The following is a 23292-nucleotide window of genomic DNA, read 5'->3' as shown; positions in this document are numbered from 1 at the left end:
TGATCGTCTCAATGGTGCCGTTCGGGTCGATCTGAAGTGCGGTAGGCACGGGTGCTCCTCATGGGTGGTGTGCGGGGTAACCGGGGGCGTGACTAGAGATCCATCCAGCTGCAGGCTGACCGGTCGGGGTCGCTGAGGGAGGTCCACACCGGCGCCGAAGGGCGGGCGGCGGGATTGGCCTTGGTGGCGACGATGTCTTGGAGCAGTGCGGCGCCGGCCTTGACCTCCTTGAGCATGGCGGCAACTCGTCGGTTCTCGGCCGCCGCAATCTGCAGGTCCTCGATGCGGTTGAGCATGGTGGTGCGGGATTCGTGCTCAAGGACGAACAGCAGCCGAGGGAACTTCGGGTAGAAGTCCTGCCAAACCGGCAGTGCCGACTGCGTGGCCTCGATGGTGCCGCGCCGGCCGGCCGAGGCAGGGGTGAGCTCGAAGAACCGCGCGTAGGAGACCAGCTTGGCGGCGAGCCGCTCGCTGTTGTAGGTCGCGCGATCGATCTCCAGGAAAGCCCGGTAGTGGGCCCTGCCGCGGTCGCGCTGCGCGGTGTACCGCAGCAACGCATCCGCCCGGACCTCGTCCGCCTTCTTGTCGGACCAGCGGTGCGACATCTCGGGCGTCCAGTCCAGCGGGCCGTACCCGTCGCCGCGCTCGCGGGCGTCCTGCAGGAACGCGAGGTGGGTGCGGAGCACGGCCTGGGTGTGCGGCAGCAGGATCCGCGTGCCAGCGGCACCGAAGTTCTGCAGCGGGCTGGGCCGGTCGGCCACCTCGGGCATCCTCGCCGCGGTCGCGCGCCCCAGCTCGGTGAGGAAGAAGAGATGGGCGTTGCGGGGCTCGGAGATGTCGGTGAAGTCAATCAAGCCGTGCTCGCGAAGGTCGCGCAGCCACCCGCGGACCTTGCTGATGTCGGTGTCGGGAGCCGCCAGCTGCTTGAGCTGGTCAGTGGTGGCCGAGCGGTGCAGGTAGAGCGAGGACAGGGCGAGGTAGTGGAACCGGCCGGCCGGCGCGGGGGTGTCCGTTGTCACAGGAGCCTTCCAGGAACGCAGTTCAAGGTCGCCCCACTGAACCCCGCACACCTTGACGGATTCCTTGACGCGCCCGCCTGCTGCGGACAACGAGTCCGTAACGCCCGGCATCAAGGTTCGGCCGCCAGCATGCGACGGTGCATCAAGGTGGCCGTCAAGCGACGTCAAGGTTTTCCTGGAAGCCTTGCTGACCTGCGGCTTTGTAGCCATTTCGGCCTCTCTCCTTCCTTGATGCCCGCTCAGGTCCTCGACTTGTCGCACTACTTCGCGAGGTCGGCGCGGTACGCGCCACGGTCTCCTGCAGGACACCGAGTTCCTCGGCGATCTCCTTGTCCGTGATCGCCGGTTGGTGCTGAGCAGCTCGGTGGTGCGACGCTGGGTCGCCAGGTAGACCCTGGCGGTGGTCTCGGAGATGCCGAGCTTCTCCGCGAGCTGGGGACCGGTGCTCTCCGGGGTCGCCTTTACTCCTGGGCCGCGAGCTTCATCCGCTGCGCCCACTCCTGGGTGGGACAGGAGGGCTCGGTCGTGGCCGACAGGTAGTAGGAGGCCCGGCGCTCGGAGATACCGAGGGTGTCGGGGATCTTCGCGATGGGGCATCGACGGGTCCTGCTCGCGCAGCGCCAGTGTCTGCCGGCGGCGCTTGGCGGCCGCGAGGTTGCGCTCGCTGCGCGAGGTCCAACCGCCGGTGGAGCCCGGCTTGCGCCCGGCTACGGTCCTGACCTGGCTGCGGGCCAGGCGGCCGTTGCGGTTCCAGTCGTCGATGGTGGAGCGGAACCAGTGGTCCTTGCCGCAGATGGTCCGATCCGGCTTGGGGAGCGTGGTGCCCTTGTTGCCGCAGTAGTAGTTGTACATGGCCTTCTCGGCCGGGCACCGGTCAGCGGGGATGGCCATAAGGGCCTCCTCCAGCTCGAAACCGGTTAGTTCACCGTCGCCAGGCGGTGCCCGGCTACTCGACCCGGAGCCGGGCCGGCCGGCGCCGGAGGGCAAGCTCTAGGGCTGCTACTTCTTCTTCGAGCTCGGTTCCTCCAGGCCGAGGTTGGCCCGGGCCTCCTTCAGAATCCGCAACGCCTGGCGGTCGGAGACGTTCTGCGTCGACGCGATGGTCTTGACCATCTCGGCCTGGGACAGGTCGGGCAGGCGCTGTAGCAGGTCCTCTGCCGCGGCCAGACGGGCGATCGCCGTCGGCCGAATCCGCGGCCCGGTCGTGTCCTTGGACCCCTTGGGCCGGCCGGCGTTCGGGCTCTCGCCGCGGCCCAGCCGCTTCTTGTCCCAGCCGAGGACGGTCTTGCGGTACCAGTACCGCGAGCCGTTGATCTCCAGGTCGGGCTTCGGACCGCTGGTCTCGCGAGCGTCATCGGCCCGCGAGATGTAGGTGTTCCAGGCGCGCTGCGAGAGCTCGGAGCCCGCCTCGCGCAGCGCCTCCCATGCTTCGACGACGTCGAGGAGGTCCTCGTCCTGGTACTCCTCGGGCTTCGGGTGCTGTGGGTCGGCAACCGGGAGCACCGGGATGTCCTGCTGGTCGAAGGGGAGCTCCAGCTGGGCGGCCAGGGCGAGCAGTTGCTCCTCGTCCCAGATCCGGGTAATCCGCTGTGTGCCGGCGCGATGGAACGACTTGATGGTCGCCGGGAACAGCTTCTCCCAGAGCCGCTGGTTCTGGAAGTAGTTGAGACTCTTCCCGAAAATCTCCGCGGCGCGTTCCACGGTGGCGGGTGTGCGGCCGGCGGGGATCATCGCGTTCTCCTTCTCATGCAGGTCGTGGTGGTTGGAAGCTCTCTGCCCTCTCGGACACGAAGAACTGTAGCAGCTGTAACTCATATGGCCTAGGGCGGTCACCGGTGGTGATCGTGGACCGGAGGCCGGCCCGTGGGTGCCGCCTCGGCGGTTCCACGCCCGTGGGCTGGGCGCACTACCGGCCCGGTCGGCCGTTGCCGCGGCGGCGAACCTCGAGAAATTCGTATCCCTCCGGGGAGTCGCGCACTGCCAGTCCGGCCCGGGCGAGGGCTTCGGCCATGCCGGCCCGCGCGTCCATCGGGTGCTCGGCGCTCCGGCAGGCAAGCAGCACCATGGCGAAGGAGCCGCCCTCGAGCGGGCCGTGCCCCTCGGTGCTGTAGTCGCCGGCATCCGCCCACTCCTCGCTCGAGCTGCTCCGCCCGTGGGTAGTGGCTCGTGTCCAGCCGCGCGGCGCCAGGATGCGCTCGACGTCGGCCTCGGTGAGGCCAGCTGTGTTCGTGCTCATCTTGTCCTTCTCTCTGCCTTCGCCCGGGCCACCGCCGGTGTGGCAGCGGGCCCGGTTAGAACGGGGAGTGGCTTTGACCTGCGACGGAAAGATCCAACGCCAGCCGGTTCGGGGTGCTGCGAGGGAACTAGCCGGCCGTCGCCGCGATCGGTTAGTTCGTGGACCAGAGCGTGACCGCCGCCTCGAAGGTGCCGGTTCCGTCCAGCTTGCCCGTGACCGCCAGGCCGGGGCGCCGCAGTGAGCTGGCGAGAACCACGCACTCGAGGTCGTCCCAGTGGGGTGACGGAATGATCACCACGTCCGCCTCGGGTGACCCGGTGGATACCCGGAAGCTGGAGCGCAGGCGCAGGTTCCCCAGGAATAGTGCTGGCCGGCGTCGACCAGGGCCTCGACCGCGCAGTGCACCGCGGCGTTGCCTGCCGCCTCCGGCGGGCCGGTGCGATCGGCGCCAGCTTCGACGCCACCAGGACCAGCGGTACGACCCCGACTTGCTGCGCTCGAGCCGGGCCTCCCTGGGCAGAACGACCGTCAGGTGCGCGAGTCGGCCGCGCCCGTCGCGGAAAGCTGTCTCGGCATCCTCTGTGATGATCACGATGTAGACCTCGCCGGCCGGGCCGACGTGGAGTCCCACGCTGACGCCCGCCGCGGTGAGGACATCTACGCCGTCAGGGCTGTCCCGGTCGGCGCGGCTGAAGGTGGCGATCGGGCGCGGTGTGGTCATGATGATCTCTTCCCTGACGTGGGTGCGGGTCGCGGGCCGGCCGGACGTACCCGCTACTGGAGTCGGACTGCGTAGCCGCCTGGGTGGGGCCGAGCGGGGAGGCCCCTCTTGCCTGGAATCCGGGCGGAGGGCCGTTCGGCCTCCGGCTCCGTACGGGCATCGTCAGAACAGAGAGCCCTGTGCCTCGTCGACAGCTGTAGCAAGGCGGTTGCCCCGCCGCGGCCCGCGCGCGGCGGGGCCGTCCGGCGGGGGCGCCGGGCGACTCTGCTCGGCGGGGGCATCGCTCTCGGTGGCAGTGGGTCCGGTCTTGGCGCATGGGCAGCGGCACCACCACACGCACGACGTGCCCTCCGGCCGCACGATGAACTTGGCGACGGCCCGGCCGCGGGTGTCCTCGACCCAGTCGATGTTGTCGTCCACGTCCGGACCGCCCCGTTGCCGGTGGATGCACAGATCGCATCGGTTGTTCAGGCAGTTCCAGCAGCTGCCCCTCTGGCAGTGGGTCCACCGGTAGAAGCCGTGCGGGTACTTTGCCTCGATCGCCTGGTAGCGCTCGGGCCAGACGTGCTGGCGAACCCAGGCGCCCTCGGACTCGCTCATCGGCGACGGGCTGGGCACCGGGTCCACGATGCCCATGATCAGGGCGCCCTGGAGGGTCAACAGGGGCATGCTCCGGACGAGAGCGACCTCCTCCAGGGTGAGGGTGCGCTGCGGACGGCCGGCGGCGGGGTGGCCGGTGTGCTTCTCGGTCATGATCGGGTTTCTCCGGGCGTTGGGTGGTCGGTCCTTGGATCCGGCGGCCGGGCAGGGGTGTGCAGGCGCTCCGGGGTGGGCGAGCCGGGGAGTCGCTGCTGTGCGCCGTGACCGCCAGGGGGCTGGCCCGTGCGCGGAGACAGCGCTGCCGGCCGGGCGCACGTCCGTGCGCCCCGGGGCTGCTGGCGAAGGGTCAGCGCAGCAGGGGCAGGAGCAGCAGGGCCAGGTCGAGGTCGACCTCGATCGTGAGAATGCCCCGGGCCTGCTCGTCGGGCGGACCGTCGGTCACCTGGACGCCCACGGTGACCCGCCCTTGGCCCGGCCCGTACAGCACCTTGCACGGACCCGTGCTGGAGCTGACCGGGTCGTGCCACAGCACGGGATGGCGGTCCATCAGCCACGTCGAGGCGAACCGGGCGGCGGCCGTCAGCCCCAGCGGCTGCGCGGGCGCAAGAGCAGCACCGAGCACCGCCGTCAGCTCGGCCAGGGTCAGGCGGGTGGCCTCGATCTGCACCCGCTCCGGCCCGTCGATCCGGACCAGGACGGTACGCCCGCTCGTCCTCCAGCCGACGAAGTGCCAGCGGTCGACGCGGGAGTGGGACAGCCCGACCGAGCCCGGCGGGACGTGCCGGGTGACGGTGTCGAGAGCCTGCAGCTCCTGCTGCTCGCGCATCCCGCCGTTGAGGGGAGCGGGGCGCAGCGGGCCGAGCTGGTCACGGGCGACGGCCAGGGCGAGCGTGCGGGCGTCGGCCCACCGGTGCTCCACGACGGTCGCGGGCACCGGGGAGCCGCCTCGCTCCGGCTGCGCCCGTACGGCGACTCCGTGCACGGTGTCCATGAACGCCACGGTGCGCACCCCGTCGGTGATGTGTGCGGTGGCGGCCCAGGCGGAGCCGGAGCCAGGGGTGCAGAACCGGCGGGCGGCGGTGCGCCACGGGCCGTAGCGGTCGGGCAGGCGGAAGGCGGCCTGCTCGGCCAGAGCGTGCAGGTCGCCGGCGGAGGGTGGGGTGGACATGAGCGTCCTTTCGGTGGTCGGCCGCTGTGACGGCGGCCGAGTACGGGTTGATGTCGCCCGAGGCCAATCGGGCGACATGAAAAATAATAGCAGATTTAGACACTATTCAGAAGTGGCGGATGACGCCTCGGCCATCAGATCTAGCCCGATCGACTCCACGTCCAGCGACACGGCCGACCGCGCCCCACCCGCATACCGGTGGTACCGCCTCCGGCCACGGATCACCACCCGCGAACCCTTGCGCAGCGCCGCGCCCAGTCGCGGAGCGGCCGGACCCTTCACGCTGCATACCAGCAGCTCCGGGAGCACCGGGGCCTCCCGGCCGGCTCCGGGGCGGTCGACGTCCAGTTGGAGCCTCGCCACCGGTGTGCCGTCGTCGCCCCGGCGCAGGTCCACGTCCAGCGCCAGCTCCCCGGTGAGTACCTCCATCGGGGATTCCTCGGGGAAGCCGTCCTCGACCGTCACTGCACGATGCATCGCCTGGCGGGCCTTCGCCGCGCCCTGGCGCTGCACGTCCTGGCGTGCGTGGTCGAGCGCCTCCTTGCAGCGGTCGGCGATCGAGCCGGCGATTCCGGCGACGTGGTGCAGGCCCTCGCGTGTGTCGGCCGCCATGCCCCTGCGGCGGGAGATGTCCATCAAGCGGCCGTGCTCGCCGTCCAGTTCGGTGCTGGCCGCCGCCAGAACCTCCTGGATGCGCCAGTAGTGGTTGACGCGGTTGAACGAGCAGTGGGCGGCCCGTCCGGTCTCGCCCTCCGACACCAGCACGGAAACGACCGGCCAGCCGCTCTCGTCCCGGGGCTCGATCGTCACGTCCAGGTCGCAGGTCACCCGACGGTCGTGCATGCCGCGCCCGGAGTGTCGGTACACCTTGGATGGAAGCGGACCCGTCGTGGAGAAGAAGGCGTGCAGGCCCTCTGCGGACGCCTCCTCTCCCGTCTGTCGCCGCTGCGTCAGGTAGAGCGCGAGGGTGCCGAGCAGCCAGGGGGCGGTCCCGTACGGGGCCGCGGGCACGCACAGCGCCAGGTGCTGTTCCACGCCCTGGCGTCCGGTGATGGTGGCTCGGATGCTGGCCAGTGCAGGGCTGAACCGGCTCAGCGGTACGGGGGCAAGGGAAAGCAGGGCGGTGCTCTCGGGCATATCGGTCTCCGGGAGGTGCGGGTTGACGCGTCCCGGGGCCAGCCGGGACACGGGATCTCCGCGAGGAACTCGCCCCGGGAGACCTGAATAACTATAGCATATCTAGTCACTTTTTGGGTGAAGGGGCCGTGTCCCGGGTTACCCGGGCGGGAGCGGCCACCGGTACGCCCTACGCGGTGAATAGCGCCTGGAGCCGACCCTGCCGGTGGCTGCGCCCGTGGCTGCGGGCAATACCCGGGTCCTCGCTGCGATGGGGGCTGCGCCACCCGCAGCCGCACATCGACACGTACAGCGGCGGGCACGGAACCCAGCCGCCCCAAACCGCCCCGCTTGCCCAGGCTTCGGTGCCGACGGTTCCTGTCCGCAGGCGGTGCTCGTGAAGGACCGCCGCGACCCGGCCAGCGTAGGAGACCCTGACGTGGCCGCCGGCGCGGCCGCCCGGGGTGAGCCACCCTGCGGCGAGCAGCCGCTGTGTCCGACCCGGGGTAACGCGTTCGAACCGGGTGCGGGCCGCACCCTCCGGGGTGAGCACCGCGCCTTCGGGGTGGTGCTCCTCCCACTCGGAGATCAGGGCCAGGTCCTCGTGCTGCCGGTCCGTCGGGCGGCGCTGGTCGGCCAGCTCTAGGACGATGGTGCGCGTCGCGGTGGCCGCAGCCGGGTGGCTGAGGGTGCGGGTGATGGTGAGGGTGCCCCGGCGGTCGCCGGAGGCCGTGATGGTGTCCCCGTCGAACAGCAGGGCCGTGTCGATCACGGCGTCTGATTCCGGGGCCGAAAGGGTCACGGTCCGGCGGGCGCCGGTGAAGTCGGTGATGCGGGCGGTGAAGGCGGCGTTGGGCACGGGGGGTCCTCCTGGACGTTGCGGCGGTGGGGCGGGTCGGCGGCTGGTGCGGCGGGCACCAGGAGCGCGGCTCTGGTGGTGTTCGGCTGGTTCCGGCTTCGCGCTCGGCCGATTGCAGCCATGGGGCAGGGGGAGTGGAAGGGTTCCGCTGACCGCTCGGCCGGCCCGCCCCGTGGCGGACGGGCCCGATCGGTCACGGGGCGGCGGCCGGGACTTCACCCGGCCGCCGCCCCGTCCGGCTCCGCCCTACGCAGCGAGCACCGGGTCCAACTGCTGCTCCTGCTCCACCGGCTCCTGGTCCGGGGCCTGCTTCGCCTGGCCGTCCTCCGGCGTGTCCTCGCCCTCCGCAGCAGGAGCCTCGGCCCGCTGCTCCTCGGACTCCTGGCCGTCGTCCTCCGCCGGGGCCTCCCCGCCGTCGCCCTCGGCGTCGTTCGCCACGTCCTCCGCCGGGGCGTCCACCGCCTCGGGGGTCTGCGGGGCCTGGTCGGCGTCCTTGGACGGGGGGTTGAGGCTGTCGAGGTAGCGGTCGATCATGCCGGTCTCGATATCGGCGGGGGTGTAGCCGAGGTGGTCCCGCATGAACATCAGCAGCTTCGCCGGGGCCTCGTGGACACCGTCCCAGACCCTGTTGACCTTCATGGGCCGCCCCTCCCAGGCCGTGAAGATCTGGGCGAGGAGCACCTTGCCCCGTCGCTCCTTGCCGATCCGCCCGGCGTACTCCTTCAGCCGCGCGGCGGCGTCCGTCTGCAAGGCCTCCTTCTCCTGGTAGCCGGTCGGCGCGAGGTCGGTACCGCTCGGGAGCAGGTCGAACAGGTCCGCCATGAGCGCCCAGTTCGGGTTCTTGACGTACGCCCCGTACCAGTCCGGCATCTCGGTGGTGACGCTCATGATCAGCGACCACTCCGCATCGGAGACTTTCGCGGCCTTGACCACCGCCTTCTGGGCCGCGCGGCGGACCTCGGTGGCTGCCTTGAACGCCGCGTTGCCCGCCTTGGCGCGGCGCAGCTTCTCCCGCTCCTCCTCGCTGGTGGCGGCCTTGCCCATGCTCGCGCGGGCCTCCGGGCTGAGTTGGTGGTGCTTCTTCCAGTCCGCGCACAGGTGGACCGGCTCGCCGTCGTAGTCGACGCAGTAGGCGCGGCCGGGGCAGTCCTCCACGTGCCGCTCGGGCTTGATCGCCTTGCCCAGGCCGTTGACCAGGTGGGACAGCGGGCGCTGGGGCTTGCCCGTCCAGTCGTACACCCGCTCAATCCGGGGCACCCCGGCCGCCGTCAGCGCCTCGATCTCCTTTCGCTGCGCCGCCTTCTTGTCCCGGGTCTGCCGCAGCTGCGCCATGGTGTGCTGCCAGTGGCCGTCCCCGCCCCCCGCCTTGAGGTCGCGGTCCATGGCGCGCACGAGGTCGTTGAGAGCGTGGGAGACCTCCTTGACCGTGTCGTAGTCGGCCATCTGGACGAAGTCGAAGTCGTTCTCCGACGCCTGCCGGAAGGCGGCGGGGTCCATCGCGGTCGCCTTCTTGGCGGCCTTGACCTGCGCGGGGGTCAGGCCGAGCGCCTTCGCGGTCCTGGCCCGCTGGGTGGGGTTCATGCGGATGGCCGCGAGCTGGGTGACCTTCCGGGCGATGTTCTCGGTGGACATGTCCTTGCGATGCAGGTTCTCCACCAGGGACTTGGTCAGCGCCTCGGCGGTCGCGCCCTTGAGGTCGTGGCGCAGGATCGCCGGGAGGGCGAACGCCTCCTCGTGGTCCTCCTCGGCCCGCTCGACGGCCGCGAGCGCGGCCTGCCAGCGGCGCTGGCCCATCAGGACGCCGTACTCCGGCAGCGGCTTGCCCGGCTCCGCCAGGTCCTCGGCCTGCTCCTTGGTCAGCGGCCGGATGACCACAGGGGTGTCGACGCCGCCCAGCATCACGGAGTCCAGCATCGCCTGGTCGACTTCCACGTCCGCGTCGCGCACGTTGTGGGGGTCCAGCACGAGCGTGCGCGGGTCGACCTGCAGCAGCTCCATGGAGCGGGTGCGCAGGCCCTTCGGGGGGGTGGGCGTAGCGGTTGCGGTCATGACGGTGTGCCCTTCTCAGCAGGGGTGTTCGGGTTGAGTCGGAAGGAGTGCCACCCCAGTCCGACATGAACAACAATAGCATAGGTAACCACTAAGGGAAAGCCCCTCGGCGCAGCTCAGAGAACTCGCCCGCCTCCCTGCCGGCCGAATGCCCCACCGCCATGGCCCTGCCGATCGCAGCAGCGCGGGGCGGGCGAGGGCCCGGCCGGTTCGCGGTCAGCGTTGAGCCGTACCGTGGACGTGCATCCGATAGAGGATCCGCAGGCGCACGGCCAGCCGCGCGGTTGCCACCGGCCGGTCCAGTACCGACGGCCCCGCCACGATGAACCGGCGGGCGCGTACCTGCAGCGGCCACTCCCACCGCCACCAGCAGCCAGCCGGGTGCACCACGCACCGGGAGTTCCAGCCCGCCCCGGCGAACGGGTAAACGGCGTGCACCGCCATGTCGTTGTGGCCGCCGCTGCCGTACTGCTGCTCTACACGGCCGAGCGGCCCCTCGAGCACCCACGTCCCGCTGCCCAGCTCCACCCCTCGGTGGACGCTCACCTCCTCGCGCAGGGACAGCGGCGGCAACGGGGAGAAGGGGGCGCGACGCACCGGCCACACCGTGATGGTGGAGCCGGCGCCGTCCTCGTCGCGTTCAGTGGCATAGCTGCGATCGCGCAGGGCTCTCCGGACTGCACTGGCCGCAGGGCCGCAGTCGGTCCGCAGAACCCAGCGCCCGTCCTCGCCGGGGCCGGCCTCGACCCGGCCGCTGGTGAACACGGCGTACCCGGGCCGGTGCCGCAGGTCCACGGCGCTGCGCGCGATGTCGGTGATCGTGGTGGTGTCGAGCATGAGTTCTTCCTGCTTTCTGCAGTCGGGACGGGGTCGGCCCACTACCGGGCCGGCCCCGGTAAGCAGGTGGTGGGGCGAGGGTGGGCTTGTCGGCCGGCCAACCGGCGGCCTGGACGCGGCCGGCGATCTGCCGGGCGGCGAAGCGCAGCGCGCGGGAGTTCGGTCCGGCTGTCGTCGGTGCACGGTCTGCGGTGGGGTAGGCGGGCGGTCCGGGGACCGCCCGCCTCCGGGGTCAGTCCTTGTTCTCGCTGCCGCGGGTCTGGCGGGGCGCGCGGCCCTTGGCGTCGGTGTTCTCGGTGCTCCGGCGGGGGCCGGGCACCGTGGGGATGGCGCGGTCGTTGAAGTCGTCCTGCTCGGGCATGGGTCGCTCCTTCGGGTACGGGTTGAGCCGGTCCGGACCGCCGATCCGGACGACATGAACAACAAGTGCAGAGCCAGTCACTATCGAGGGCGAGCCTGCACCTTCGGCGTGGCCGAACTCAGGGAGTCAGGCTGTCGATCGCGGCGACGGCGTCCTCGTAGACGGCCACCGCCTGGGCGATCATCTTGGGGTAGCGCTCAAGGGTGTCGGCGGGGTACCGGCTCCGGTCGGTGCGCGGGTCCCTCGCTGCCATGGTCTTCAGGGCTTCCGTCAGCACCTCGGCGAGCGGGGCCGGGGTCCGCGACTGGTTCTGCACGATGTACTGCGTCGGCAGGTGCGTGATGACGAACCGCATCCAGTCGGGGCGTCGCTTGATATGGGAAGGGCCTCCGGTGATGGCAAAGTTTCCCAGGACGACCAGTCCGTAGTACGCCTCGGGTTGCGGGGTCATGACTCTCCTCGGGGTGCGGGTTGAGACGGGGGCGGGTGCCACCCCGCTCCGACATGAACAATCATAGCAGAATCAATCACTAGGTCAAGTCGTGTCGGCACCCGTTCACGCGGATGGCGCAGTCCAGAGCGCGAGCTCGCCTTGCGTCTCCCGGCCGACCGCCGGCGCGGGCGCCGCGCCGGTCTCCTCGGCACGGCCCGGTACCGCCGCCAGTTCGAGCGCCAGGTCGCGCATGCCCGCTCCGGTGGTCGTCTCCCACAGGCGCTGGAAACCGGGCCGGGCCTTGTCCGGCACGATGGCTGGGGCTGCGACGTACAGCTCCTCCACCATCGGGTAGACCAGCCCCCGCCGCCGCGTCACGACCCTGCTGATCCCGTTGAACCCGGTCTCCACGCACTCACCGCTCAGCTCTGCGCTCTGCGCGAGAACTCCCATGGCCTCCTCCCGAGTCATCGCCGGGAGGCTGCGCACGGAGCGCCAGGCGGTTCCCTTGCGGACGCAGTCTGGGCCGGGCTGGGCGCACTGGTCGCCGTGGGCCGCCTTGCACCGCTTGGTCCGGCCGGGCGTGATGATCCGGCGGACCTCGTAGACGGTCCACGGAAGCTGGCGCAGTTCGGCGTCGAGAGCTTCCAGGGCGGCGACGTTCTTCGAGCGGTTGAGCTCGCGGCGCAGCGAGGAGTCGGCGTACAGGGTGCACCGCGGGTTCAGCGCCTCGGCCACGTACTCCAGTACGGCGGCTTTGACGATCGCCTCCGGGAAGCGCCGGGCCCGGGCCAGGTGGTCGTCGATCGACCCGGCCGAGACGGGGAACGGGCACATCGTGCAGTAGGACTTGGGCCACACCACCCCGAACCGCTTCTCCAGGTAGCCCAGCAGGGCGGGCCTATCCCAACCCCACTCGATCAGCGGGTATCGGGCGTGGCGCCTCGGGTTAGCGTAGGTCAAGTCCCTTAGCGCCCGGCCGACTTCAAGGGCATCGAAGCCGATCCAGTGGCAGAATCGGCTGCCCTGGACGTTCTCCTCGAACCACCGGTCAAGTACCTCGCCCTTGAAGCGGATGCTGCACAGGCGCTTGCCGGCCGCGTACATCGGCAGCGTCCCGGAGACCGCGAGGTCGTCCCCGAGGTTCCATGGGGCCCGGCGCACGATCCGCTCGGGCGAACGGCTGTCGCCCAGCACCACGATGCCGTGTTTGGCCATCGACGGCCCGGCTCGGCCCACCTGGACGTAGCGCACGCCGTACCGCCGCAGCAGCGGCAGGATGTGCTCCTCGGCCAGGTCGTAGGTGTCCGGCCACTCCTCGCCGACGACCGCGGTCACCACGATCAGGTCGGACAGGTCGCCGCGCAGCCCGTAGCGCGGCGGATTGGCCAGGATGCGGGCCAGGATCGCGGTCGAGTCTGCGCCAAGTCCCCAGCAAAGAACAGTAGTTGAGCAATCGCAGGGCTCGGCCCGGAGGGCAGGGAGGGACGGTGCGGGGGCGCCCAGCAGGGCCAGTTGTCCGCAGCTCACGGCAGAGTTCTCCTCGGAAGCCGACCGCTCAGCGCGGTCGGGGTGGATCTGGGGTGGGCGGTCGGAGCGTCGCCGCCGGCACGGCGGCGGTGGGTCTGGGTCGGCGGTGCCGGGCCGGAGCCCACCGCGGCGGGCTCCGGCATCGGGTGGCGCGTCGTTAGCGTCGGGGCAGGCACTCGCCGGCGGGCGCCGGGTCGAAGTCGAGGTCCCGCTCCACCAGGTGCGGCAGGCCGCGTTCGCTGCGGTGGGACTCCAGCGCGGGCAGGTCGATGTAGCCCCACTCCCCCATGGCCGGGTCATGGTGGCCGACCATGGCCCATCCGAACGCCTCGCCGTCGAGCGGGTTGAACTCGGTGACGTACCAGTCGCCCCATGCGCAGAAGTAGTGCAGGTGGACGGTCTTCTCGCCGACCGGGATGTGCTCGGTCGCATACAGGGCCGGGATGGCGGCGAGGATCTCGGCGGCCGGGTAGAAGTCGTGGCCGCGCTCCTCGCGGCGGATCTCCGGCGGGCGGGTGATCTCGGCGTGCTGCTCGGACATTGCGGTACCTCCGGATGAGTCGGGTTGAGCCGGAGCCGGGTGCCACCCGTTCCGACATGAACAATAGTAGCAGTCCTAGCCACTATTTCCAAGCGTGCGGGACTTCTGACCTGCGGCTACAGCGAGACGGTGATCACCTCCCCGGCCCCGTACTGCTTGAGCCGGAACAGCGCGGTCACCGAATCGGGGTCGACGTCGACCGTCGCCGAGGATCCGTCGCAGTACCGGACCACAGCGCCCTCGGCGCTCCAGGCCGGCCCACCGTCAGGCCCGTCCATCGGGCGCAAGGTCACGGACACGGCGTAGGCGCCGACCGGGCTGCGGTACTGCCTCGTCTCGCAGAACACGCCCCAGAAGTGCGCCCGGGCGCACCGGACGTCCCACTCGGCCGCCGACGCCCCGGCCTCACCCGACCCGGGGGAGACGGCACAGGTGAACTCCGAGCCGGCGTCAGGCTGCTGCGGGACGTGGCCGGAGAACAGGGGCCCGCCCTCGGAGTCGGGGTGGCCGGGCCTGGCTCCGGCGGCGAAGATCCATCGCCGGACGAAGGCGATGGCCAGCCCCGTGCCGGCGCACAGCATGCTGCCCTCTTCGACAGTGACGCCGTTGGTCTCGTCGTCGGCATCGCTGACCAACTCCCACTCCAGCTTGCCGTCGACAAGCAGCAGGAACAGGCTGTGCGGCGAGTTGCCGATGGTCAGTGGGACCTCGGTGATGCCGAGGTGTAGGGGATCGCCCGCCACGTCGGCGGGGATCCCGTGGTCGGCAAGCTGATCGGCGATGGCCTGCGAGCTGGCGATCGCGTCGGCAAGGCTGGTCATGATCGGGTTCCTCCGAAGGCTGAGGTGAACGAGCTGGATTGTTCGCGCGGCGGGTGGTGCGCCGGCCGCGCGGCGGCGGCCTGCTGGGCCAGGTCGGCCAGCAGCGCGGGGGAGGCGATGAGGACGCTGCGGCGGCAGTGGTTGGCGCGGCAGTCGTACCAGACGCCGCAGTACTGCTGCTCCCGGGTGCCACCGGACGGCCGCAGGCGCATCGGGCCGTGGTGAGTGCAGGCGGGAAGGCGGTCAGGCATGGGCATTCCCTCTCCCGGTGGGCGCGGAGCCGGGGCGGCTCAGCGGGGGCGCGGGGGGCGGTGATAGCGCAGGTTGAGCAGGCTGACGCGCTCCCCGCGCCAGCGCCGACGGTCGGGAACGGTCGGCAGGTGCAGCGCGGCGCGGGCGGTCGCCAGGGTCGCTCCGATGCGCTCGGCGGCCTCCACTGCGGTTTGGCGCCAGCGGTCCCCCGGGGTCAGCTGCAGGTGCGCCCGGTCCAGCGTGATCCGGACGGCCCGGTAGCTGACGGTGTGCACGGAGGTGAACAGCGCGGCCTGGTCGAGCGCGATCCGCGCCCGGGTGCCGCTGCGGATGCAGTCCTGGGCCGTGCAGTCCTCGCACTCCGGGTCGGCCAGCACGGCGGCGGTGTCGACGGGCGGCGGCTCCAGCAGGGCTGAGCGGGCGTTGTCGAGCACGATCGCGCTGCTCCACGGGTCGCCGATCGCGTGGAGCACCGGTTCCTTCGCGCTCTGCTCCAGGGCGGCCAGCAGGGCGCTCGTCGCTTGGGCGACGCTGCGGTTCAGGTCCGTCACCGCGAGCTCGCGTTCCTGGGCCCGGGGGCACCACCGACCGCCGCACCGGCACACCGCCGGGTCGACCGGTTCCGGCTCCGGCGCCGGTGCGGGGAACACGATCAGGGCCTCGCGGAACCTGTACCCCGTCTGGATGCTCACCCGGGTCACCGGGTGCCCGGCGGCGGCGAGCCGATCGGCGCAGTCCTGGAGGGCCTCCTTCTGGCGGCGGATGTTGCCGGTGTCGGCGCGGTGCGCCGGGCAGACGAGGTAAGTGAGCTGTACGGCCCGCTCGTCGGCGGTGGGAACCACGGTGCGTCGTCGAACGTCCCCGCGCTCCGCGGGTGAGCGGGCGTCAGGACGGCGGCCACGGCGGCGACCAGAGAGGCGTGGGGCGAGACGGACACGGAGGCTCCTCGAAGCTGGAAGGGGACGGGGCGGCGGCTGCCCCTGGGACAGCCGCCGCAGCGGATCGCGAGGAAGGGCAATCACCTTGCGACATGAACAACTATAGCATAACTAGCCACTATTCGGAGTGCGCGAAAGCCCTTCCGGCACCGCTGCCGTCCGCCGCGCCGCACGGCGGACGGCGGCCTGCCGTTCGCGTTCCGACCGCCGGGCGTCGTGGGTCTTCTGGTGCTGGCTGAACGACTGCTTGCCCTGCCGCTTGCGTGTCCGGCTCAGGCGGTTGGCAAGCATCCCGACCTTGATGTCCGGCCCGGCCGCGATCAGGTCGGAGGCGCCCTGGTCGACGTAGCCGGCCGCCGCCAGCGAGGCTGCGTCGGGGAAGACGTCGGCGTTGCGATCCTTCTCGATGTCGATCAGGTCGTCCTCCGTGCCGCCCAAGCTGAACCGGTGGTCGAAGTTCGCCGGCGCGCCCATCTCCGCGATGACCGTTCGCAGCGTGGTGACCGCCTTGGTGTAGGCGTAGAAGCGCACGTGGGGTGCGGACTTCATGATGCGGAACCACGCCCGGGTGTACGGCAGCGAGTAGAAGTCCCCGGAGTCGTGGATTCTCGCGCGGGCATCGACCGCATAGCGTGGCCGGCGCAGCTCGGCGACCATCCATCCCTCCCAGTCGGAGAGGTGGTGCAGCGTCAGCTCGAGATTGAGAAGGTGGGCGGCTCTCGCCCCGGGAAAGCGCTTGTAGGAACTGGTCGAGTCGTACGCGAAGCACATCCGGCCGCAGACCCCAGCCTCTGGGCAGACATTGAACCGGGTGCCGTCACTCAAGGTCACCCACCAGGCGGGCAGGGTCCACGTGAAGATGTTGTCCCGGGCAAGGTCGGCGTTGTTGCAGGTCAGCAGGTAGGCGCGAGGCTTGGCCGGCGGCGCGTCGAACAGGGGCAGGGTGTCCATCGGGAGGGCTCCGTCGGTGAGGTGCGCGTCAGGTGGGTGAAAGGGCGGGGCGGCCGGCCGTCCGGCCGCCCCGGTCGCCGGGGCCGGTCAGCCCAGCTCGGCCGCGCGGGCCGCCGCGCGCAGGAACTCGACGGCTCCGGCGGCCGTCCGGCCCGTGGCCGCGTCCCAGTTGGCGACCGTGGAGAGCAGGTAGCTGTACGCGCCGCCGGTCCACCAGTTCGGGACCTGGACCGGCGCGCCGTTGCACCGGTCGGCCAGCAGGCGCAGCGCGCGGTCCCGGACGGCGTCCCGGTCCTCGCACGGGGTGTCCCGCAGGACCCGCAGGGCGAGCTGGAAGGCGTGCGGGACAGTGCACGGCCCGGTCCACTGGTTGTCCCGCCAGGGCGAATCGAAGCGGCCCGGCGGGCTGTGGTGCAGCCCCACATGGCGGAGGTGGTCCGCGGCGAAGTCGAGCAGCCCGGCCGGGGTGGCCGCACGCAGACGGCGGGGGCGCCGGGTCGGGCCGGACACCTGCTCGGTCAGCAGTCCCAGGGTCACGGCCTGCTCCCAGAGCGCTCCGGCGGTGTCGTCCGCAACGAAGTCTGACGCGGCCTCGGTGGCCTCGACCCGGGCCCCCTGGCTGTCGTAGACCCGAACGGTGACCTGCTCGTGTGCACGCTGGACCATCACACTGTGCCCGGTAGCGGTGAGCGCGAACTCCCGGCCGGTCGGCTCCGCCTCGCCGATCAGCCGGTGGATCTCGGCGGTGAAGCTCTGCCGGGCAGTAGCGGTCTCGCTCACCGGGGGCGGGGTGCGGGTCATGGGGAGTGTCCTCTCGTGGGTGCGGGTCGAGACGGTCCGGGCGCCACCCCGTTCCGATATGAAAAATAATAGCAGAACTAGCCACTATTGCCAAGTGGGATGTGGCCCGGCCCCTGGCGGGTGGTGCCGGCCGAGGGCCGCGCGGCATCCGCTCGTCGGCAGGCTGCGCGAGCATGCCGGCGTCGATCGGGCGCGGGTGTGGGCTCCATGCCGGTGTGGGACGGGCCGGCGGCGTTGGCCCGCCCCAACTGCTCAGCTCCCGGCGGTTCGGGCGGTGGCGTAGAGCCCCGCTCCCGGGTCGCATATCTCGACCTCGTGGTTGTCCGCCCCGCCGGTCAGGATGGACGGCCTGGGCGGCGGGCACTCGGCGCACCTGCGGGCGTGGTCGGCGTAGTCCATCATGGCCTGGAGCTGCTCGTGGGAGGTGAAGCCCTGCTCCCGCCGGCTCCGGGTGAAGCGGCGCTCTGCGTCCGGTGCGCCGTGCGGGAGGTCCACCGCGCACGGCGCCAGGCTGAGGTGGTCGGCGAAGTCCGCCGCGGTCATCTCGGGGGCCTCCTCGAACATCCCGCGGTAGATGTGCTCGGCCAGCTCGGACAGGCAAGTGACGGCCAGGGACTCGCTGCCGCCGTCCGCGTTGGCCGCCTCCCTGCGCCAGCCGTCGCAGCTTGTCCGATGGATGCGGGGGTCGCCGGTGCCGGTGTAGACGGCTGTCACGGAGACTTCGGGCAGGGTGCTGGTCATGGTGAAGGACTCCTCGGGGGCGTGCGGGTTGAGCCGTCCGGATGCCACTCCAGGACGACATGAACAACTATAGCATAATCATCCACTTGTCGGAGTGTGCGTCTTCGCCCAATGCGCATCTGCCCCCGGGGGTCAGGCCGCGAACAGCAGGAGCTGGCCGTGGGGGCCGTGCTGCTCGGCGGGCTCGTCCAGGTGCCGGCGGATCGCCGCGCCCGGCCGCATCCGGCGGTACCAGATCCGCCGCCGCTTGGCCCTGCGCCCGCGGGCCACCGGCCCAGCCTTCGCCTGGACGTCCGCCATGGCCAAGCCGTACTTGAAGGTGTGTTCGGTGCTGACCTCGGCCCCGATGTAGTCCACCACGATCTGCGGGTTGAGCTGGGCGGAGCGGACCAGGTCGCCCTCCGTCGCCAGTACGCAGAGCCGGCAGCTCAAGCGGTCCATCCGGAGGTCATACGCCCAGTGATATTCCAACGCGTGGTCGCGGATCGTCTCCCAGACCTGCCGGTCGGTCAGGCCGATGATCGGGTGCCATCGGATCACGGTGCGCCGCGAGTTGCTCGCCGCGCGGTCGATGACGAACTCGGGCTTGCCCGCCCGCCCCCTGGATTCCGCCCCCCGCAGGCCCAGGGCGTAGTACACGATGACGTGCTCGCCCGGCCGCTCCACGCGCCGCCGGCTGACGAACTTCGTGATCTCCTTCTTGCCGGGGCCCTCCTTCTGGTCGGAGGTGCACCAACGTGCCTGCGCAGAAGGGAACTTGGCGCGCTCTTCGGTGAGCTGCTGGAATAGGCCGCCCTGCTCGCGCCGGGTTATGATGACCGGCACCCCGTAGCGGGCGGCCTGCCGGTGGACCAGGTCCTCGGTGCCCGGCCACTCCACAGGCTCGCCGCTGTCGGTGACACCGAGGTCATTGTGGACCACGACCACCTTGTCGAGCGCGCCCGCGGCCTCGGCTGCCGTGCAGACCAGGTGCTTCATGACCAGGCTGTCCTTGCCGCCCGAGCTGCACACCATGATCTGGTCGGCCTTGGCGAAGGGGTTGTGCCGGCGGGGGTTGATCGTCAGCCAGCCGATCGGCACCCGCGGCGGGTCAACGCGGTGGGCGGCCTCCGACAGCGCGGCCACCTGGTCCTGCGGGTGGGCGAACACCGACCACGCCTGGATGCGACGGTGCCAAACGTCTGGGCCGGCGTCGGGCTGCTCCCACAGGACGGCGGCCAGCTGGCCGACGGCTTCGGGGACGTCGCCGATCAGGCGCAGCGGGTCGAGCCGGCGCGAGGTGAACTTCTCGGCCTGGTCGTGTTGGTCGGAGTCGGTGAAGGCGTACCAGCTGTCCGCGCGGCGCTGCCACAGCTGAGGGTGGCCGTGGCTCGGGTCGGCGCCGATGTACTCGGCGAGCAGGTGGTGGGCGACGGTGGGCATGTCGGCCGGCCAGCCGGCGGCCTGGACGCGGCTGGCGAGCTGCCGGGCGGCGAAGCGCAGCGCGCGTCCGATGCGAAGGGGGGTGGGCACGGTTCTCCTCGGAGGCCGAAGTGGGCGGAACGGCGCGGGAGTGTCCGGCCGCGGCCGGACACCCCCGTCTTGAGGGCAGGAAGGACTACTGGGGGTCGAAGCAGGTGCACTGCCCGGCCTCGCCGACCGGGTGGCCCTGGCACTGCGGGAGGTTGTCCCAGGGGGCCGGGAGGCACTCCGCGCCGCCGGCGGTCAGGATCGCGTCGAGCTCCTCCCAGATCACGCGTGCCGGGTGGTCCTCGGGCAGCGTTCGGGTGGCCTCGGTCAGGGCGGTGTGCAGCTCGTCGGTGCCCATCCCGTCCAGTTCGTCTCGGGTGGTCATGGCGGTCCTCTCGGTCAGTGGTTGGCGGCCGGCCGTGCCGGTCCGGGCGCCTGGCGGTGCTGCGCTCGGTCAGCCGGCTGGGCGGCGGGCGGGCCAGTGGGGGTCTGGGTGGCACGCGGCTGGTCCGCGTGCCAGGTGTGGGGCTAGACGATGCGGCGCTCGTATGTGCTGAGGCGGGCTCGGACGGCGGTGCCCAGCAGCTGCTCACCCGGGCCCGCCAGCCACTGCGCGACGGTCGCCCCCTCGTGCAGGGCGGCCAGGGAATCAGCGAGCTTCCCCGCGTCCACCAGGGGAGTCCCGTCCGAGTCGCAGGCGACCTCGTAGGTGCCCACGTCCGGCACGTGGCCGAAGTAGACCCCGCCGCAGACGGGAGGGCAGGGGTCCTGCCAGAGCTCGAAGACGGCACTCGTACTCCAGGTCCAGGCCGTAGTCGGTGAGTACCTGACGCCCGGCGACCGCCGGGGGCCCGGTCGGACCCCCGGCGGGTCGGTCAGGAGGTCAGCACGCTGGCCTGTTCCTCCGGCGTCGCCCGGACCACGCGGGCGTACGCCCGCTCTTCCGGGTCCAGTGCGGTGATCGAGACCGCCCAGTTGCCGTTGGGACAGTGGGCGACGTCCTCGCTGACGACGAAGTTGTGGCGGATGAGCTCGACCGCCTCCATGTCCGACAGCTCGGGGAAGTTCCTGCGATGGTCGGCAACGGCAACGGCGATCGCTTCGGCGAGCTCGGCTGGCGGTGCGCGGTGGTCATGCGGCTGGTTCCTCCGCAGACGGCGGGTGGCCGGTCGGTGGGACGGGCACCCGGGGTGAGATGGGGAGGGCGGGGAGTTGCAGTTGGGGGCGGTGGCTGCCCGGCAAGCACGGGCAGCCACCGAGGAGTCAGGCGGAGGGGGAGAGCGCCTCGGTGAGCGCGCTAAGCAGGCACATGGCCTCGTAGCCGGTCAGGTCGGAGGCGAGGACCGTGACGCGGGCGTCCGCGCCCGGCCCGCTGAGACGGACCGTCACCTTGGCTGCCCGGTGCCAGACGGGGGACAGCTCGCTCGTGAACCGGGCCGGTGCCTGGTGGTGCTCGGTCCCCGGCCAGAGCGCGAGCCCGCTGGGCCGCAGCCCTCGCACGTTCTCGGCGAGGATGCGGGCGGCCAGTCCGTCGAATCCTCGCGCACCGCTGAGGCTGAGGGAGTCCTGCGGACCACGGTCGATCTTGCGCAGCTCGTTGAGCACCTGGACTGCGACGGGAAGCGACAGGCGGGTCAGCTCCACCTGGTGACCGCGCTGGGAGTTGGGGGTCACGCTCCAGTGGCCGCCGCTGCCGGTCTCCCGGTCGAGGAAGTCGGTCCAGTGCCACGGCGGGAGGTCGACACCGGCGTGGGTGTTCATCTGCGCCATCCCGCCCAGCAGGCGGGCGGCCAGCCGCTCGTGGTTGCCGTTGGCCTGGGTGGTCCTGTCGATCACGTCGGCGGTGAGGGTCGCGGGCATGGAACTCCCCTTGATTCGGAGGTACGGGTTGAGCCGGTCCGGGGTGCCACCCCCGTGCCGACATGAATAACTATAGCAGAGACAAACACTATTGAGAAGCCTCTCGCCCGGCACTGCGTCGGCACGGGTGGCGCTCGACCTCGATCCGGGTTCGCCGGCGCCCGGAGTGCGGACCCTGCGCCGCGCCGGGGCCGTAGCCCCGGGCGGCGCAGGTGCACTTAGAACAGGGTCGCTGCCACCTCGACGGCGACCGGGGTGCGGCGGTCCGGCCCAGCGGGGGAAGGGGTGGCGGCACTCCGGGCGGTGCGCTTCGTGAAGTCGCACAGCACGATCTCCGTTGTGGGCGCCACCCCGCGCCACTGGTGCCGATAGCCGGAGGTGTCGATGCTGCACCCCATCTCAAGGCGCAGGCCGGTGTCGCGCTCGAACTGGAGGTAGTCCGCGCTGCGCTCCTCCCGGTAGCCCCGCTCGCCGCTGTGGCGGAAGGGGGCCGACTGCTGGGGGATCAGGAACACTCCCCACTTCGCCACCTCGGCGGCCACGGCCACCGCGTGGTACTCGAACCGACGGCCCGTCACCCCCGGCCCGTCACCGCTGCGCTCGGTGTGCCCGTACGGCGGGTTGCTGACCACCATGTCGAAGCGCCCCAGGTCCTCGGGCAGATCGAAGATATCGGCACAGACCCACGTCGCCTCCGGCAGCACCTTGCGGCCCACCCGGACGTACTCCGGATTCCGCTCGACGCAGACGACCTCGCGATCGGGGGCCCCCATGTCGTTGAGGCAGGTCCACGCCAGGCGACCGATCCCGGCACACAGGTCCAGCACCCGTTGCACCTCCGGCCCGCTCGCCTCGACGGACATGTCGACGGCCAGTCCGAGCGGAGTGAAGAACGCCCCGTCCAGGCCGTGGGCGACCGAGGAGGACTCCTGCCAGTGCGTCATCACGAACTCGCGTTCCTGCCAGGTGAGCGGCCGGTCGAGATCGACCAGCTCCTGAGCCTGTCGGTGCAGCCTAGCTTGGTCCTTGGGGAGGTTCGACATGGTGACTTCCTTGGTTCGGTGGTCCGGGTTGAGCCGGTCCGGGGCGCCACCCGCTCCGACATGAATAACTATAGCATGGTTAGCCATCTTTTGGTGGCATGGGGAGGCCCGGGTGTTCCGGTCCGGGCCGGTGCCGCGCGCTGCGCACCATGCGCTGCTCCCCGTCGGCCCGGAAGCCGTGGCGGGCATGCCAGGCGACCAGGGTGCCGACGGGCAGGCCCTCCGAGGCCGGCCACCCGTTTCCCTGGGAGATGTACGGATCGCAGCACAACGCGACGTTCCGTCCCCCGTGGCGGCCAGCACGGCAGTGAGCAGCACCGTCGCCAATCCCCGGCCCCGGTAATCGGGGTGAACGGTCAGCTCGGCCACCCACGCTTCGCTCCCGCAGTCCATCACGTTGGCGAAGCCGACCCACAGTCCGCCCAGCCGTAGGCCAGCCTGCTCTTCGTTCTCCTCCGGGAACAGCTCCCAGGCCAGCTCAGGCGACGTGATCCGCACCCCGCTGACGGCCAGCCTCCTCCGCGGCCGGGAAGGGGAAGGTGAAGGTGAACATGTCGCGGCCGTCCACGTCACCGAGGAAGGTGATGCTGCTCCCCTCGATCCGGCACAGGCCAGCCTTCGGCCAGTCCGTGTAGGTGGTCGTGTCGTCCCCGTCGCGCTGAGAGCGGATGCGCTTCGGGTTCACCGCGACGACGGTGCGGGGGCCGGTGCGGTGGGGGTGCAGGTGGTTGACGACCTCGAAGGTGGTGCAGGCCGCGGCGCGGCGCTTGAACTCGGCCAGGCTGATGTCGCCCATGGAAGGCTCCTTCGTGTTCGGTGGGGCCGGCCCGCCACTGGCGGGCCGGGGGATTCGGTTGCGGCTTCGGCTGGGTGGGCTGCCAGCCGGGGGTGCTGCCGTAGGAATGGGGCGTGGTGGTGCCTGGGTCAGCTATCCTGAACGCCTGTACTCCCGGCTAGCGGTGTCGA

Annotated in this window: 27 protein-coding genes; all 27 read right to left on the bottom strand. The window is 71.2% G+C overall.

All coding sequences use genetic code 11. The annotated features are described in order from the left end of the window. Positions 1 to 92 precede the first annotated feature (92 nt). Complete coding sequence (locus LN042_RS23125) at positions 93 to 1910, bottom strand: replication-relaxation family protein (protein WP_230053234.1); 1818 nt, start codon at positions 1908 to 1910, stop codon at positions 93 to 95. A 108-nt stretch (positions 1911 to 2018) separates the two neighbouring features. Continuing rightward, positions 2019 to 2750 (bottom strand): hypothetical protein, encoded by a 732-nt coding sequence (locus LN042_RS23120; protein WP_230053233.1) that lies wholly within the window; start codon positions 2748 to 2750, stop codon positions 2019 to 2021. A 175-nt stretch (positions 2751 to 2925) separates the two neighbouring features. Beyond that, complete coding sequence (locus LN042_RS23115) at positions 2926 to 3255, bottom strand: hypothetical protein (RefSeq protein ID WP_230053232.1); 330 nt, start codon at positions 3253 to 3255, stop codon at positions 2926 to 2928. Positions 3256 to 3406: 151 nt separating this feature from the next. Further along, entirely contained in the window at positions 3407 to 3976 is a 570-nt protein-coding gene (locus tag LN042_RS23110) for a hypothetical protein (RefSeq protein ID WP_230053231.1), read from the bottom strand. A 162-nt stretch (positions 3977 to 4138) separates the two neighbouring features. After that, positions 4139 to 4729: a DUF6248 family natural product biosynthesis protein gene (locus LN042_RS23105; protein WP_230053230.1), complete on the bottom strand. Its 591-nt coding sequence runs from the start codon at positions 4727 to 4729 to the stop codon at positions 4139 to 4141. Between the two features lie 193 nt (positions 4730 to 4922). Then, positions 4923 to 5744, bottom strand: coding sequence for a hypothetical protein (locus LN042_RS23100; RefSeq protein ID WP_230053229.1), 822 nt, complete (start codon positions 5742 to 5744; stop codon positions 4923 to 4925). A gap of 102 nt (positions 5745 to 5846) precedes the next feature. Continuing rightward, positions 5847 to 6881 carry a single-stranded DNA-binding protein gene (locus LN042_RS23095; protein ID WP_230053228.1) on the bottom strand — a complete coding sequence of 345 codons (1035 nt, stop codon included), beginning with the start codon at positions 6879 to 6881 and terminating at the stop codon, positions 5847 to 5849. 169 nt (positions 6882 to 7050) lie between these two features. Then, positions 7051 to 7719, bottom strand: coding sequence for a hypothetical protein (locus tag LN042_RS23090; protein WP_230053227.1), 669 nt, complete (start codon positions 7717 to 7719; stop codon positions 7051 to 7053). 246 nt (positions 7720 to 7965) lie between these two features. Continuing rightward, positions 7966 to 9768 (bottom strand): ParB/RepB/Spo0J family partition protein, encoded by a 1803-nt coding sequence (locus LN042_RS23085; protein ID WP_230053226.1) that lies wholly within the window; start codon positions 9766 to 9768, stop codon positions 7966 to 7968. A gap of 216 nt (positions 9769 to 9984) precedes the next feature. Continuing rightward, positions 9985 to 10605: a hypothetical protein gene (locus tag LN042_RS23080; RefSeq protein WP_230053225.1), complete on the bottom strand. Its 621-nt coding sequence runs from the start codon at positions 10603 to 10605 to the stop codon at positions 9985 to 9987. A gap of 232 nt (positions 10606 to 10837) precedes the next feature. Continuing rightward, positions 10838 to 10966, bottom strand: coding sequence for a hypothetical protein (locus LN042_RS37360; protein ID WP_283843889.1), 129 nt, complete (start codon positions 10964 to 10966; stop codon positions 10838 to 10840). Between the two features lie 118 nt (positions 10967 to 11084). Beyond that, positions 11085 to 11417 (bottom strand): hypothetical protein, encoded by a 333-nt coding sequence (locus tag LN042_RS23075; RefSeq protein ID WP_230053224.1) that lies wholly within the window; start codon positions 11415 to 11417, stop codon positions 11085 to 11087. Positions 11418 to 11522: 105 nt separating this feature from the next. Continuing rightward, positions 11523 to 12929, bottom strand: a complete 1407-nt coding sequence (locus tag LN042_RS23070) for a hypothetical protein (RefSeq protein WP_230053223.1) — start codon at positions 12927 to 12929, stop codon at positions 11523 to 11525. 157 nt (positions 12930 to 13086) lie between these two features. Then, a complete protein-coding gene (locus LN042_RS23065) occupies positions 13087 to 13470 on the bottom strand; it encodes a DUF2958 domain-containing protein (protein ID WP_230053222.1) in 384 nt (127 codons plus the stop codon). Positions 13471 to 13586: 116 nt separating this feature from the next. After that, the gene (locus tag LN042_RS23060) at positions 13587 to 14291 is read right to left on the bottom strand and encodes a hypothetical protein (protein ID WP_230053221.1); all 705 of its coding nucleotides are present in this window, start codon (positions 14289 to 14291) and stop codon (positions 13587 to 13589) included. After that, entirely contained in the window at positions 14288 to 14542 is a 255-nt protein-coding gene (locus LN042_RS23055; protein WP_230053220.1) for a hypothetical protein, read from the bottom strand. The genes LN042_RS23060 and LN042_RS23055 overlap by 4 nt, the downstream gene beginning before the upstream one ends. A 39-nt stretch (positions 14543 to 14581) precedes the next feature. After that, positions 14582 to 15385, bottom strand: coding sequence for a hypothetical protein (locus LN042_RS23050; protein WP_230053219.1), 804 nt, complete (start codon positions 15383 to 15385; stop codon positions 14582 to 14584). 207 nt (positions 15386 to 15592) lie between these two features. Then, entirely contained in the window at positions 15593 to 16432 is an 840-nt protein-coding gene (locus tag LN042_RS23045) for a GP88 family protein (RefSeq protein WP_230053218.1), read from the bottom strand. Positions 16433 to 16519: 87 nt separating this feature from the next. Next, positions 16520 to 17233 (bottom strand): DUF6197 family protein, encoded by a 714-nt coding sequence (locus LN042_RS23040; RefSeq protein WP_230053217.1) that lies wholly within the window; start codon positions 17231 to 17233, stop codon positions 16520 to 16522. Positions 17234 to 17485: 252 nt separating this feature from the next. Further along, positions 17486 to 17974 carry a hypothetical protein gene (locus tag LN042_RS23035; protein WP_230053216.1) on the bottom strand — a complete coding sequence of 163 codons (489 nt, stop codon included), beginning with the start codon at positions 17972 to 17974 and terminating at the stop codon, positions 17486 to 17488. 132 nt (positions 17975 to 18106) lie between these two features. Beyond that, a complete protein-coding gene (locus tag LN042_RS37775) occupies positions 18107 to 19486 on the bottom strand; it encodes a phosphoadenosine phosphosulfate reductase domain-containing protein (RefSeq protein WP_230053215.1) in 1380 nt (459 codons plus the stop codon). An 85-nt stretch (positions 19487 to 19571) separates the two neighbouring features. Beyond that, positions 19572 to 19808, bottom strand: a complete 237-nt coding sequence (locus LN042_RS23025) for a hypothetical protein (RefSeq protein WP_230053214.1) — start codon at positions 19806 to 19808, stop codon at positions 19572 to 19574. A gap of 143 nt (positions 19809 to 19951) precedes the next feature. Then, positions 19952 to 20149 (bottom strand): hypothetical protein, encoded by a 198-nt coding sequence (locus tag LN042_RS23020; protein ID WP_230053213.1) that lies wholly within the window; start codon positions 20147 to 20149, stop codon positions 19952 to 19954. Between the two features lie 149 nt (positions 20150 to 20298). Next, complete coding sequence (locus LN042_RS23015; protein WP_230053212.1) at positions 20299 to 20469, bottom strand: hypothetical protein; 171 nt, start codon at positions 20467 to 20469, stop codon at positions 20299 to 20301. Positions 20470 to 20686: 217 nt separating this feature from the next. Next, positions 20687 to 21283, bottom strand: a complete 597-nt coding sequence (locus tag LN042_RS23010; protein WP_230053211.1) for a hypothetical protein — start codon at positions 21281 to 21283, stop codon at positions 20687 to 20689. Positions 21284 to 21501: 218 nt separating this feature from the next. Then, complete coding sequence (locus LN042_RS38295) at positions 21502 to 22824, bottom strand: GNAT family N-acetyltransferase (RefSeq protein WP_504871032.1); 1323 nt, start codon at positions 22822 to 22824, stop codon at positions 21502 to 21504. Further along, positions 22805 to 23122 (bottom strand): hypothetical protein, encoded by a 318-nt coding sequence (locus LN042_RS23000; RefSeq protein WP_230053209.1) that lies wholly within the window; start codon positions 23120 to 23122, stop codon positions 22805 to 22807. The genes LN042_RS38295 and LN042_RS23000 overlap by 20 nt, the downstream gene beginning before the upstream one ends. Between the last annotated feature and the right edge of the window lie 170 nt (positions 23123 to 23292).

The organism is Kitasatospora humi (assembly GCF_020907985.1).
In the GTDB taxonomy this organism is placed as follows: Bacteria; Actinomycetota; Actinomycetes; order Streptomycetales; family Streptomycetaceae; genus Kitasatospora; species Kitasatospora humi.
The sequence above is the reverse complement of the archived record's forward strand: the minus strand, read 5'-3'. Positions and strand labels throughout refer to the sequence as shown.